The following is a 13,575-nucleotide window of genomic DNA, read 5'->3' as shown; positions in this document are numbered from 1 at the left end:
GTTTTTCAACATCAGGTAATTATAATAGCCCGCACTTATTGGTTTTATTTAAAAGCACTAACAGCGAGGTACTCTCGCTTTGTCAGGAAAGTCCATGGAAAACTCTGAAAAGTTAACGAACAGTAAAGAAGTGATTGCCTATATTGCAGAGCAATTCCCGAATTGTTTTACTGTTGAAGGTGAAGCTAAACCATTAAAAATTGGTATCTTCCAAGACCTCGCTGAACGACTGAGTGATGATCCTAAAGTCAGTAAAACTCAGCTGCGAGCAGCACTTCGTCAGTACACTTCTTCTTGGCGTTATCTTCATGGTGTTAAAGCAGGCGCTAGCCGTATTGACCTTGATGGCAATGAGTGTGGTGTGTTAGAACAGGAACATGTCGATCACGCGCAAAAGGCGTTGGAAGAAAGTAAAGCGAAAGTTCGCGCCCGTCGTAAAGAGCAGGCAGCGGCTAAAGCGGCGGCTGAAGGTGATGCTAAGCCAAAGAAAGTTAGGGAAAAATCACCTAGACCTAGAAACGTTAAGCAAAAAACGTCTAAGCTAGATAAGAAGCCGGTAGAAACAACACGTGCTTTGTCTTCCGATGAAGTGACAGTGGGTAAGGATGTCAGTGTCAATATGGGCAATGGCAACATGCCGGCAACCATTGTAGAAATTAATAAGGACGATGTGCGTGTCCGTCTGACTAATGGCCTGACCATGGTTGTGAAAGCGGAGCACCTGCGTTCATAAAGGAGAATGCTCGACGTATGAAATGTCGATTCCGTTTCTCACTGATTGCTGCCGGTATTGTGCTGGCAGCATCAGCTCAGGCCTTGGAAGCCACACATACACAAAGTGAATTGCCTGTTTTGTCTCCAGAAAAACAGCATGCGACCGCCAGTAAGCGTGTAGCCTCACGGTTTACCCGATCTCACTATCGCCAGTTCTCACTTGATGATCAATTTTCTGCCAACATTTTCGATCGTTATCTGGAAATGCTGGACTTCAACAAAAGCTTCCTCACTCAATCTGATATCAGACAGTTCGAACAGTGGAAATATCAGCTTGATGACCAGTTAAAAAGAGGCGAAACAACAGCAGCTTACGATATCTTTAATACGGTATTGAAGCGTCGGTTTGATCGTTACCAATATGCGCTGACTCTGCTGGACAAACCTATGTCTTTCAATGTCAACGAAGACATAGTGGTTGATCGTTCAGAAATGCCATGGCCAAAGGACAGGGCAGAGCTGAATGAAATCTGGCGCGAACGTGTTAAATCGGATGAGCTGAATCTTAAGCTGGCAGGCAAAGAGTGGAAAGACATCCAGGAAACCTTGGGTAAACGTTACAACAATGCGTTGAAGCGCCTTACTCAAAGTCACAGCGAAGATGTGTTTCAGCTCTATATGAATGCGTTCGCGCGTGAAGTTGACCCTCATACCAGTTATCTCTCTCCTCGCAGCGCTGAGCAGTTCCAGTCAGAGATGAACCTGTCTCTGGAAGGGATTGGTGCTGTGCTTCAGGTGGATGATGAATTCACTGTAATTCGTTCTTTAGTTGCTGGTGGCCCGGCATCCAATTCTAAAAAACTGTCTGCAGGAGACCGTATTATCGGTGTCGCTCAGGACGGTAAAGAAATGGTCGATGTGGTGGGCTGGCGACTGGATGATGTGGTACAGCTGATCAAAGGGCCGAAGGGCAGCAAGGTTCGCCTGGAGATTCTTCCGGAGGGAGTCAATGCCAAAAGCTACAGTGTCACCATCGTCCGGGACAAGATCCGTCTTGAAGACAGGGCTGCCAAGTCATCGGTAGAAACTTATAAAGGGCGAAAAATTGGTGTCCTTGAGATCCCAAGTTTCTATGTCGGTCTGTCGGAAGATACCAAGAAAGAGCTGGCGAAATTAAACCAGCAACAGGTTGACGGTATTGTCATTGATTTACGTAATAACGGCGGCGGTGCGTTAACCGAAGCGACTGCATTAACCGGTCTGTTCATTAACAGTGGCCCGGTGGTTCAGGTGCGTGATAGTTACGGACGTGTGAAAGTGAATGGTGATTCTGATGATCGCGTTTACTTTGATAGCCCCTTAACTGTGCTGATCAACCGTTACAGTGCGTCTGCGTCTGAGATTTTTGCCGCGGCAATGCAAGATTACGGTCGTGCCGTTATTATCGGTGAACAGTCATTTGGTAAGGGCACAGTCCAGCAACACCGTTCTCTGAATCATATCTATGATCTGTTCGATAAACCGTTAGGTCACGTTCAGTACACGATTCAGAAGTTCTACCGCATTAATGGCGGCAGTACGCAGAATCTGGGGGTTGTACCGGATATCAGTTTCCCTACCGCCATTGACCCTGCGGATACGGGTGAAAGTGTAGAAGATAATGCTTTGCCGTGGGACAGTATCAAACCTGCGGGTTACCAGAAGCTGTATGACTTCTCTCCATTGTTGCCTTCGTTACGTGCCCAACATGAGCAACGTATTAAGAGCGACATGGAGTTTGGCTTTATTTTTGATGACATAGCCAAGTACAACGCAGAGAAAGATAAAAATGCCTTGTCTCTGAATGAGAGCAAGCGTCGGTCTGAGCAGGATCTGGATGAGAAAGAGCGTTTGGAGCGCTTGAATGCACGTCAGAAAGCTTTAGGGAAGAAGCCTTTCATTGCATTGAAAGATGTCCCTAAAGATTATGAGGCGCCTGATGCTTATCTGGATGAGGCTGTCGCAATCACGGCTGATTTAGTTCGGGAAGAACAAAGCTGAAGTGATTAAGATTTAATGACGATACGAAAAAACGGCGCATTCTGCGCCGTTTTTCTTTTATAACAGTGCCTTAGCTATATTCTGAACTAGGCTGATGTCCATGTCTGGTCATGTCTCATAGTTGAAACAAGCGGTTGAATACTTATGACAAGTATCACATTCGCGCGCGGGACCTTCCAATGAGGGCTAATTTGATAGAAGGGGCTGATACTTCTTAGGGGTACTATCATGCTGCGAGCCGTTCTTTTGTCATTTGTTCTCAGTGTTTTTACATGGAGCAATACTGCAGCAGCCGATGAGCTGACTGAATTTGATTATCCGCTGTTGCTTGGAGACTGGTACTGGTTCAGTACTACCGAGGAAGGGGTGGAGAGTGAGGGAATCAATTACCGTGCGATGAATATTAAGTTCAATTCGTCTTATCATTTTAAAGTGCGTCTGCTTCGTACCGACGGACTGATCGACGAGTGGGGCGGTAACTATGATATTGATGAAACGACGCTTACCATGAACTCCATCAATCAGCCTTCCCAGCAGCATGAATATGTGTTGAGTTATAACCAGTTTCTTTTAGACGGTGCCCGTTTTACTAAGCTGGCGCCTGAAAATTTACCGGGTCAATGGCGTTCTTCCGCGATAGGCGGTAAGGATGTAGATAACAGTGTAACTGAGCTGAAGCTATCGTTGCGTCCGGATTTCTTATTCTCCGCACAGGTCATTGGAAAAGACGGAAAGCGTAAAGAGCATAAGGGCATCTACTACCTGGAAGATGACAGGATTGTGCTGATTTACGAAGATGGCCAGCACGACAGTCATTTTAAGCTGGGCGGAGACAATACCTTAACCCTGACAAATAAACAGTTTGGTATGGAAGCTGTGATGCAGCGTCAATAACACCTTATCTATCTTTTAAATGTTACCTTGTAACGCAACGTTGTACCAAAAAGAGAGGCGAAAGCCTCTCTTTTTGTCTGTAGATTACTGTACATTGAACTCAGTCATTGGCCAGCTTGAAGGCTTCACGGAGTTGACCCAGGTACGCTTCATCCTGACAGATACTTTTCCCGGGTTCATCGGAAATTTTGGCAACTGGCCGGCCTTCACATTCGGTCAGTTTCAGCACAATGTTCAGGGTATCAACATCTGGCAAGTCGCATGTCATATTCGTCCCTATACCAAAACTGATTTGGACGCGCTGACAGAAGTGCTGATAGATCTCCAGTGCGCGCTCTAACGTCAGGCTGTCGGAAAACACCAGTGTTTTGCTTTTCGGATTAATACCCAGCGACTGATAATGCGCAATGGCTTTTTCGCCCCATGCAATCGGGTCACCGCTGTCATGACGAAGGCCACTGAAGCGTTTCGAAAGACGCAGATCGAAATCCCGCAAAAATGCATCCATGTTAATACAGTCGGTTAAGGCGATGCCTAATGAGTCCGGGTATTCCTGAAGCCAGCGGTTCAATGCTAACTGCTGAGAGTCAGCCAGTTCACCGGCCAGTTGTTGGTGAGCCTGGAACCATTCGTGTGCCTGAGTACCAAAAGGGGTGAGTTGGCGAGTTCGGGCCAGATGGTAGTTGGATGTACCGCCAAACTGAGGGAAATGTGCTGTCAGATAGTCGACAACGGCGTAGTGTACGTCTTTAGAAAAACGACGCCGGGTACCGAAATCGACCAGGGAAAATTCGCTGATGTCCGTATCTGCAGCCAGCGCATGAAAATGGGATAGTTTGTGTTTGAGTTGATCAATCGCATCTTCAGGTGAGGCGTCAGCATAGCGATGACGACAGCGAGTTTCGCAGATAATGGCAAGCAGGGGAACTTCCCACAAGATGATATCCAGCCATTTACCTTCGATACGAATCGTGAGCTGTTCATCGTTTTCATCGATGATGACCTGAGCGGGATCGAGGTGAAACTGGCTTAAATAGTCCAGATAGTCTTGCTGAAAAAATGGCAGTGTGGATAAGTAGTCAATTTCTTCTGTGGTAAAGCGAAGCTCGCCCAGGTGGGCGACTTGTCTTTTGATTTCAGCCAGGTAAGGCCTGAGATCTTCGCCACTGCGACAGCGAAACTCGGCGGCAGCACTCACATCCGGGTAGAGGTGAAAAATCGCTTGCTGCATGTGGAGTTTGTACGCATCGGTATCAAGCAGTGAATCAATGATCCAAGGTTGCATCGTGTGGTTCATATTGCAGAGTCATTCCTGTTAAAGAGGCTAAAATCAATGTATTCGGGTAAAGGAGGTTGTACGACCGTGTCATTGTTACGCGACGCGACACAGGTAACAATAGATAAAGATAAGATTTTCACCTCAAGTGCTATCTGCTAACATTTTGTCTTAACACAGTGTAAAGATTATTGGCGACCAATTATACGTATTCACATAAAGTATAGTTGATGCGATTTCAAGAATTCTTGTCTTACCTATAGCTGCGTGTATATGGCACATGCTGCTTGCTGACTTTACCTGCTCCATACCCGCTATCATAACCTGAAGTTGGGTATGCAAATTTTTCAGTTCCGCAAACAATGTTTCATCGATTGAAAAGATCGAATCTTGTTCGTTGTATTGTGGCAACTGCCCATATGGATGATGAAGGAAGGACTTTATGGCCGATCAACCGAATGCCGCTCAACCGACTGCGAAGTACCGTGCTGATTATACCGCACCCGATTTTACGATTACCGATATTGATCTGGTGTTTGATCTGCAGGATACGGCGACCCGCGTTGTTGCTGTCAGTCAAGTGAAGCAACAAACCGAAGGTGTGACGTCACTGGAATTAGATGGCGATGATTTGGTTCTGCGTCGGCTGGAAATCAATGGTGAAACCTGGCAGCACTATGAACAGACTGCAGATGGCCTGCTAATTCGTCAATTGCCTGAATCGTTTGAACTGACCATTGAAACCGAGATTAATCCGGAAGCAAACACCGCGCTTGAAGGCCTGTATAAATCTGGCGGTGGCTTTTGTACCCAGTGCGAGGCGGAAGGTTTTCGGCGCATTACGTTTTATCAGGATCGCCCGGATGTGCTTGCCCGCTTCACCACCAAAGTGATCGCAGATAAAGCCAACTTCCCGTATTTGCTGAGTAATGGTAACAAAGTGGCAAGCGGTGAGCTGGACAATGGCCGTCATTGGGTTCAGTGGCAGGATCCGTATCCAAAGCCTTGCTACCTGTTTGCCTTGGTTGCCGGTGACTTTGATGTGTTGCGTGACAATTATAAAACAGTCAGCGGCCGTGACGTTGCACTGGAGATCTTTGTCGATAAGGGCAATCTGGATCGCGCGGAACACGCCATGCAATCGCTCATTAATTCCATGAAGTGGGATGAAGAGCGCTTCGGCCTGGAATACGACCTGGATATTTATATGGTCGTTGCGGTTGATTTCTTCAACATGGGGGCGATGGAAAACAAAGGCCTGAATATCTTTAACTCCAAATATGTGCTGGCGAATCCGGCCACTGCCACGGACACGGATTATCTGGGGATTGAAGCGGTGATTGGTCATGAGTACTTCCACAATTGGACCGGTAACCGCATTACATGCCGGGACTGGTTCCAGCTCAGTCTGAAAGAAGGGTTGACGGTATTTCGGGATCAGGAGTTTTCATCGGATCTGGGCTCTCGTCCGGTTAACCGGATCAACAACGTCCGTGTGATGCGTGGGCCACAGTTTGCTGAAGACCGCGGTCCGATGTCGCATCCGATTCGCCCTGAAAAAGTCATTGAGATGAATAACTTCTACACCCTGACTGTTTATGAGAAGGGCAGTGAAGTGATCCGGATGATGCATACACTGCTGGGCGAAGCCGGTTTTCAGGCCGGCATGAAACTGTATGTTGAACGTCATGACGGAACAGCAGCGACATGCGACGATTTTGTGCTGGCAATGGAAGAGGCTTCTGGCGTTGACCTGAGCCAGTTCCGTTTATGGTACAGCCAGTCGGGTACACCGCTGGTAAAAGTCAGCACTGCATACGATGCAGATGCTAAACGTTACCTTGTCACGGTAAAACAACATACGGCACCCACAGCAGGACAAACAGAGAAACAGCCCCTGCATATTCCGTTTGATATTGAACTCTATGACAGCAAAGGTCAGGTGATTGAGTTACAGCGTAACGGTGAAAGGATTCATCATGTCCTGAATGTCACTGAGTCTGAGCAGACCTTTGAATTTGATCAGGTGAATGAGCAGCCTGTGATTTCCATGTTACGTGAATTCTCAGCACCGGTTGTCCTGGAGTACGATTACAGTGACCAGGAACTGGTCTTCCTGATGACCCATGCACGCAATGAGTTTGCGCGTTGGGATGCCGGTCAGATGCTGCTGGCGAAATACATTCGCAGTAATGTGGCCGCAGTACAAACAGGGGAAGAGGTGGTTTTCCCTGACAACGTGGTAGATGCATTCCGCGGGGCATTACTGGACGAGAAACTCGATCCTGCCTTTATTGCTGAAATGCTGACTCTGCCCAGCGAGAACGAAGTGGCTGGCTGGTATGACGTTGTTGATGTTGATGCCATCCATGCTGTGTTAGGGCAGCTTGAAAAGCTTCTGGCGACCGAGCTGGAAGATGAACTGACTGCCATTTATCACTCACTGAAACAAGCCAGTTATCGTATTGAGCATGACGCAATCGCCAAACGTGCATTGCGTAATCGCTGCCTTGCTTATCTGGCATTGACAGCGCAGGGTGAAAAACTGGTGTCGGCCCAGTATGAAACGGCTGACAATATGACAGACACTATGGCTGCTATGTCAGCGGCGAATGAAGCACAGCTGGCCTGCCGTGAATTGCAGATGGCAGATTTCAGCGACAAATGGACTCATGACGGACTGGTCATGGACAAATGGTTTATTCTTCAGGGCAAGAATCCGGCGGCAAACGCACTGGATAATGTGCGTGACACGATGCAACATCCAGCGTTTAGTCTGAAGAACCCGAATCGTACGCGTAGCCTGGTCGCAAGTTTTTGTGCCAATAACCCGGTTCGATTCCATGCGAAAGACGGCAGCGGCTATCGTTTCCTGACTGAGATACTGACCGCCCTGAATACGTCGAACCCGCAGCTGGCTTCACGCCTGATTGAGCCTTTCCTCAAGTACCGTCTGTATGATGAGGCACGTCAGGCATTGATGCGTGCCGAACTGGAGAAATTGGCCGGTTTGGACAATCTGGCGAGAGATTTGTTTGAGAAAGTGGAAAAAGCACTTGAACAATAAAGCAAGTCTGTTTTAATCAGAAGGCTCCTCCGGGAGCCTTTCTTTTTTTATTCGACCCATTTTATTCGATCAAGCAGGCTTGTTTGCATGAAGAGATACACCTTTTCAGTCAACATTCCCTATCACACCTACCTGAAGCATTACTCAGGTGCTGCCAGCTCAGTGCTGGTTCACACCGATGAGGGCCTCCGGCTGCAGCTCCCCGCCGTCAGACTTCGTCCTTTCCTCAGTCAGTTAGGTATAAAAGGGCGTTTTCGGGTTGTAGTCAGCGCGGAAAACCGCTTTGAAAAGTTGGAGAAAATCGCTTAAAACCTGTCTTTAGTCGGATATTAACAAATATCCTACATAATTATGCGAAACTGGTTTTTTTATCTGTTGCGAATAAAGTATTCCATATTCACTTACCTGGGATTTTGATTAGTTTCACGGCTAGAAAAAAGTTTATATTTTTAGATGGTTAGACCAAAAAGTGCGTGTAACAGCAAGTTATCGCATTGGAATTTTTGTCTGCTGGCAGGCCACCAGTCAAAACATCTACCTTAGTCACATATTCGATTTTTTCTTCAAAAACCAGAGTAATTAACGTAACCATTTAGCAACAAAACCCCCTACAATAGCTTTCGAGTCAACAATACCTCGCCAGAGAGAAGTTTTTTAGCGCTGAACTCGGGGCGTCGTTATAAAACCCTATACTAGATTGATAAAAGTAATAACGATGGAGCATCTGCTATGACCGCACCTGACACAATAGTGCCGGTACTGCTTGAAAAAGTGTATGGCTTAATCCAGGACAAGATAGAATCCCCTCAGCAGTCATTAGTCGAAGTGTTTGCTCAACGATTGTTAGGACAACTGGCAGATGATGATCTGCTTCAACGGAATGAATCTGATTTGTATGGTGCCGTACTTAGCCTCTGGCACCATCTGGTGCAAAACAAACCTGACCAAATTTCTGTTCGTGTTTATAACCCGACATTGAGTCGATATGGCTGGCAGTCAACCCACACGGTAGTGGAGATTGTGATGCCGGATCATCCTTTTCTGGTCGACTCAGTCCGCATGACATTAACCCGTCTGGGCATCACCAGTCATTTGATGTTCAATGGCCCGTATTTCTTCAAGCGTGATGATCAAGGGGTGATCATTGAAGCATGTGGAGAATCCGGAGATCTGCAAACCTTATTCCACATTGAAGTCGATCGGTTATCCAGCAAAGAAGAAATGGATGCTTTGAAAACCGAGCTTGAGCAAGTATTGCAAGATATCGAGCTGGTCGTGAATGACTGGCAGGCAATGCAGAGCAAAATGCTGGAGATTGCAGAAGAACTTAAATCATCAGTAAAATTGCCGGTAGATAAAAGCCACCGTGAAGAAGCGATTGAGTTTCTGGAGTGGGTCACCCGCCATAATTTTACCTTTATGGGTTACCATCAGTACGATCTGGTGCCTGTTGAAGGTGATTTTGAACTGCGTCCCTGTGACGAAAAAGGCCTGGGCCTCTTGAGCAAGCCGGGTAAAGCCCGTTCACTCATGCTGTCTGACCTGCCTGAATCAGCGCGAGTTGAAGCGAGAAAGCCAAATCTGCTGATTTTGACCAAGAGCAACGGTAAGTCGAAAATTCACCGTCCTGCCTATATTGATTACATCGGTATTAAACGTCTGGATAAAGACGGCAATGTCATCGGCGAGCACCGTTTTACCGGCCTGTATGCTGCAACGGCTTACCATCAGACAGCGATGAATATTCCGTTGATCCGCAATAAAGTGATTCGCATTCTTCAAAGCAGTGGTTATTCAGAAGATTCACACTCGTGGAAGGCGATGAATAACATTCTGGAAACGTATCCGCGCGATGAGCTGATTCAGGCCAGTGAAAAAGAAATGCAGGATGTGGCCAGCGGTGTTGTAAGAATGCAGGATCGTGATCTTCTGCGTCTGTTTGTTCGCCGTGATCCTTTCGGTCGCTTCTTCTCTTGCATGGTTTATGTCACCCGCGAGCGTTATAACACCGAACTGCGTATTAAGACTCAGAAAATTTTCCAAGAGTATTTTGGCTCTAAACAAAACGTGGATTTCACCACTTTCTTCTCAGAGAGCCCACTAGCGAGAACTCATTATATTGTGCGTGTAGATAACAACAACTTTGATGTAGATGTAAAAGCGATCGAACGTAATCTGGTTGAGGCTGCTGCTTCCTGGGAAGATCGTTTAATTGATTCACTGATCTCAAATTTCGGTGAAAATCAGGGAACGCCTCTGGCGAAAAACTATGCGCGCGCCTTCCCGCGCTCTTATAAAGAACAAATGCTGCCAGGTTCTGCGGTTGCAGATATTGAGCTGCTGGAAAGCCTGAGCGAAGACAAAAAGCTGGGCATGCTATTCTACCGTCCGCAGGAAGTGGCAACAGATTCACGTTTTGTGAAGCTGAAACTGTACCATCGTGATGAGCCAATCCATCTGTCAGATGTAATGCCAATGCTGGAAAACCTTGGCTTGCGCGTGATCGGAGAGTCGCCATACGAGATCGTTACGGCGAACGGCACTGTATTTTGGATCCTCGACTTTGCGATGCTGGTCAATGGTTGCAATGAGATTGATCTGAGCGATGCACGAGATCGTTTCCAGGAAGCGTTTGCTGCTATCTGGCACAGTGAACTGGAAAGTGACGGCTTTAACCGTCTTCTGTTTTGTGCAGAGCTGACTGGCCGGGAAATCACGATTGTCCGCAGCTATGCCCGTTATATGCGCCAGGTTGGTTTTCCATTCAGCCAGCAATACATCGAAGATACGCTGGCCAACCATGCTGATTTGGCGCGTGATCTGGTTGATCTGTTTGCCTTGCGTTTTGATCCGGCAACTAAGTTCAGTGCAAAAGCTGAAGAAGCACTGATCACTAAGATGAATGAAAAGCTGGAAGAAGTCGAAAGTCTGGATGACGACCGTATTATCCGTCGTTATATGGAAATGATTCTGGCGACCCAGCGTACTAACTACTACCAGACTGATGAACAAGGCCAGCCTAAGCCATGGCTGTCGCTGAAACTGCGTCCGTCTGAAATTTCGGAAATTCCGGCACCTGTACCTTTCTTTGAGATCTTCGTTTACGCGCCAGATATTGAAGGTGTTCACCTGCGTGGTGGCAAGGTTGCCCGTGGTGGCTTGCGTTGGTCAGACCGTCAGGAAGATTTCCGTACCGAAATCCTGGGTCTGGTTAAAGCACAACAGGTTAAGAACACCGTTATCGTACCTGTGGGTGCAAAAGGCGGATTCGTTTGTAAGCGTCAGCCGCAAATGACAACCCGTGAGGAAATCCTGGCTGAAGGTCAGCGTTGTTACAAGCGCTTCATTCGCGCACTGCTGGATGTGACTGATAACATCATTGAAGGCGAGGTTGTTTATCCAAGCAATGTTGTTCGTCATGATGAGGACGACCCATATCTGGTTGTTGCTGCCGATAAAGGCACCGCGACATTCTCTGATCTGGCTAACTCGGTATCAGCGGATTATAACTTCTGGCTGGGGGACGCATTTGCTTCTGGTGGCTCTAACGGTTATGACCACAAGCAAATGGGTATCACTGCCAAAGGTGGCTGGGAATCTGTTAAGCGTCATTTTCGTGAGCTGGGTATTGACTGCCAGACAACAGATTTCACCTGTGCTGGTGTCGGTGACATGGCCGGCGACGTATTCGGTAATGGTATGTTGCTGTCTAAGCATACGCGCTTGGTTGCTGCCTTTAACCACATGCATATCTTCCTGGATCCCAATCCGGATTCAGCCTCAAGCTGGGAAGAGCGTAACCGTCTGTTCAATCTCCCTCGCTCAAGCTGGGAAGATTATGATGCCAGCCTGATCTCTGAAGGGGGCGGTGTATTCTCGCGTCGCAGTAAGTCGATTAAGCTGTCGCCACAAATTCAGAAACTGCTAGGCACGCGCAAGCAAAGCCTGACGCCAAACGAAGTGATCAAACTGATCCTGACGATGGAAGTGGATCTGTTGTGGAACGGCGGTATCGGTACTTATGTGAAGGCTGCCAGTGAAACTCATGCCGATGTTGGTGACCGTGCTAACGATGGCCTGCGTGTCAATGGCGGTGAGTTGCGCGCCAAGATCGTTGGTGAAGGTGGTAACCTGGGTATGACTCAGCTGGGTCGTGTCGAGTTTGCGATCAATGGCGGACGCGTAAATACCGACTTTATTGACAACGTGGGCGGTGTAGACTGCTCTGATAACGAAGTGAACATTAAGATCCTGCTCAATGGTTTGGTGGCTGCAGGTGATCTGACATACAAGCAACGCAACCTTCTGCTTGAGCAGATGGAAGATGAAGTGGGCGATATCGTACTGGACGATGCGTACACCCAAAGTGAGTCTATTTCTGTGACTCAGCATCAAAGCGTACAGTTGCTGAAAGAGCAGATCCGCTTCATCCATCATCTGGAAAAAGAAGGCAAGCTGGATCGCGGTCTGGAATATCTTCCTGATGACGATACACTGGCAGAGCGCGAGAAAGACGGTATTGGTCTGACGCGTCCGGAGCTGGCTGTATTGGTTGCTTACGGCAAGATGGTCCTGAAAGAAGAGCTGGTTACTGAAGAGATCACTGAAGATCCTTATCATAACCGCCTGCTGCCGGCATACTTCCCGAAAGCACTGCAGGAAAAGTATCGTGCTCAGATGGAAAATCACCCTCTGAAAGGAGAGTTGATTGCCACATCGCTGGCCAACCAGATGTCTAACGAGATGGGTTGTAACTTTGTCACCCGTTTGCAGGAAGAGACGGGTTCGACAGTGGCGGAAATTTCGTCTGCATACTCTGTTGGCCGTGATGTGTTTGGCTTTGAGCAGTTCTTCGAGCAAATCCGCGAACTGGATAATAAAGTGCCTGCGCATATCCAGTACGAGATGATGTATCGTTGCCGTCGTATGCTGCGTCGCATCACTCGTTGGTTCCTGCGTAACCGCGACCGTAAGATGGGTATTGAAGAGCAAATTGCATTCTACCAGCCAACGCTGAACAATCTGCGTGATAACCTGGAGCAGTATCTGGTGGCTGAAGAAGTGCAGGAGCATGATGATCAGGCAAACAGCATGATCAATGAAGGCGTCCCGGCACAGCTTGCGCACAATATTGCCCGCCTCAGCAGCCTGTACTCTGCGATGGATATTGCGCAGAGTGCGAAAGAGCTGAACAAAGATGTTGGCTTTATCGCTCGTGTTTACTTTGTCCTTGGCGCACAGTTGTCACTGCACTGGTTCCTGCAACAGGTTCATAATCAGCCGGTTGAAAACCATTGGCAGGCACTGGCTCGTGCTTCTTTCCGTGAAGATCTGGATTGGCAGCAACGTCAGCTCACATCTGCAGTTATCGGAGCAGGCAAGGGCAGTGAAAAACCTGAAACGCTGATTGAGATGTGGATTGAGCATCATCACTCCGCCATTCAACGCTGGGAAAGCGTACTTGCTGAATTCAAGGTGGGTACAGCCCATGAATTTGCAAAATTCTCCGTTGCAATGCGTGAATTGGTGCTATTAAATTTGAATTGCAAACCAAATCAGTGAATAATCTAGCCCCGTTTATACG

Annotated in this window: 7 protein-coding genes; 6 read left to right on the top strand and 1 reads right to left on the bottom strand. The window is 47.6% G+C overall.

The features are described from left to right. Positions 1-94: 94 nt before the first annotated feature. From proQ to P4S53_RS16760, 3 genes are all read left to right on the top strand, one after another. A complete protein-coding gene (gene proQ / locus P4S53_RS16770) occupies positions 95-733 on the top strand; it encodes an RNA chaperone ProQ (RefSeq protein ID WP_192017077.1) in 639 nt (212 codons plus the stop codon). Between the two features lie 17 nt (positions 734-750). After that, positions 751-2,754: a carboxy terminal-processing peptidase gene (gene prc / locus P4S53_RS16765; RefSeq protein WP_337113563.1), complete on the top strand. Its 2,004-nt coding sequence runs from the start codon at positions 751-753 to the stop codon at positions 2,752-2,754. A gap of 228 nt (positions 2,755-2,982) precedes the next feature. Continuing rightward, entirely contained in the window at positions 2,983-3,648 is a 666-nt protein-coding gene (locus P4S53_RS16760) for a lipocalin family protein (RefSeq protein ID WP_337113562.1), read from the top strand. A gap of 100 nt (positions 3,649-3,748) precedes the next feature. Here P4S53_RS16760 and pncB read toward each other — a convergent pair whose 3' ends face one another. Further along, positions 3,749-4,945 carry a nicotinate phosphoribosyltransferase gene (gene pncB, locus P4S53_RS16755; protein WP_337113561.1) on the bottom strand — a complete coding sequence of 399 codons (1,197 nt, stop codon included), beginning with the start codon at positions 4,943-4,945 and terminating at the stop codon, positions 3,749-3,751. 421 nt (positions 4,946-5,366) lie between these two features. Between pncB and pepN the strand changes: the two genes are divergently transcribed. From pepN to P4S53_RS16740, 3 genes are all read left to right on the top strand, one after another. Then, positions 5,367-7,991 carry an aminopeptidase N gene (gene pepN, locus P4S53_RS16750; protein ID WP_337113560.1) on the top strand — a complete coding sequence of 875 codons (2,625 nt, stop codon included), beginning with the start codon at positions 5,367-5,369 and terminating at the stop codon, positions 7,989-7,991. Between the two features lie 87 nt (positions 7,992-8,078). Beyond that, the gene (locus tag P4S53_RS16745) at positions 8,079-8,300 is read left to right on the top strand and encodes a DUF2835 domain-containing protein (protein ID WP_337113559.1); all 222 of its coding nucleotides are present in this window, start codon (positions 8,079-8,081) and stop codon (positions 8,298-8,300) included. Positions 8,301-8,720: 420 nt separating this feature from the next. Further along, positions 8,721-13,553: an NAD-glutamate dehydrogenase gene (locus P4S53_RS16740; RefSeq protein WP_337113558.1), complete on the top strand. Its 4,833-nt coding sequence runs from the start codon at positions 8,721-8,723 to the stop codon at positions 13,551-13,553. Positions 13,554-13,575: the final 22 nt, after the last annotated feature.

The sequence above is a fragment of the Photobacterium sp. Hal280 genome (assembly GCF_037162255.1).
Classification (GTDB): domain Bacteria; phylum Pseudomonadota; class Gammaproteobacteria; order Enterobacterales; family Vibrionaceae; genus Photobacterium.
Note: the sequence above shows the minus strand (reverse complement) of the source record. Positions and strands in the feature narration are given on the sequence as shown.

Bases quoted from the DNA above. Each gene is read 5' to 3' on its own strand.
- proQ (WP_192017077.1), top strand. From the start codon at position 95: ATGGAAAACTCTGAAAAGTTAACGAACAGTAAAGAAGTGATTGCCTAT.
- P4S53_RS16740 (WP_337113558.1), top strand. From the start codon at position 8,721: ATGACCGCACCTGACACAATAGTGCCGGTACTGCTTGAAAAAGTGTAT.
- pepN (WP_337113560.1), top strand. From the start codon at position 5,367: ATGGCCGATCAACCGAATGCCGCTCAACCGACTGCGAAGTACCGTGCT.
- pncB (WP_337113561.1), bottom strand. From the start codon at position 4,945: ATGAACCACACGATGCAACCTTGGATCATTGATTCACTGCTTGATACC.
- P4S53_RS16760 (WP_337113562.1), top strand. From the start codon at position 2,983: ATGCTGCGAGCCGTTCTTTTGTCATTTGTTCTCAGTGTTTTTACATGG.
- P4S53_RS16745 (WP_337113559.1), top strand. From the start codon at position 8,079: ATGAAGAGATACACCTTTTCAGTCAACATTCCCTATCACACCTACCTG.
- prc (WP_337113563.1), top strand. From the start codon at position 751: ATGAAATGTCGATTCCGTTTCTCACTGATTGCTGCCGGTATTGTGCTG.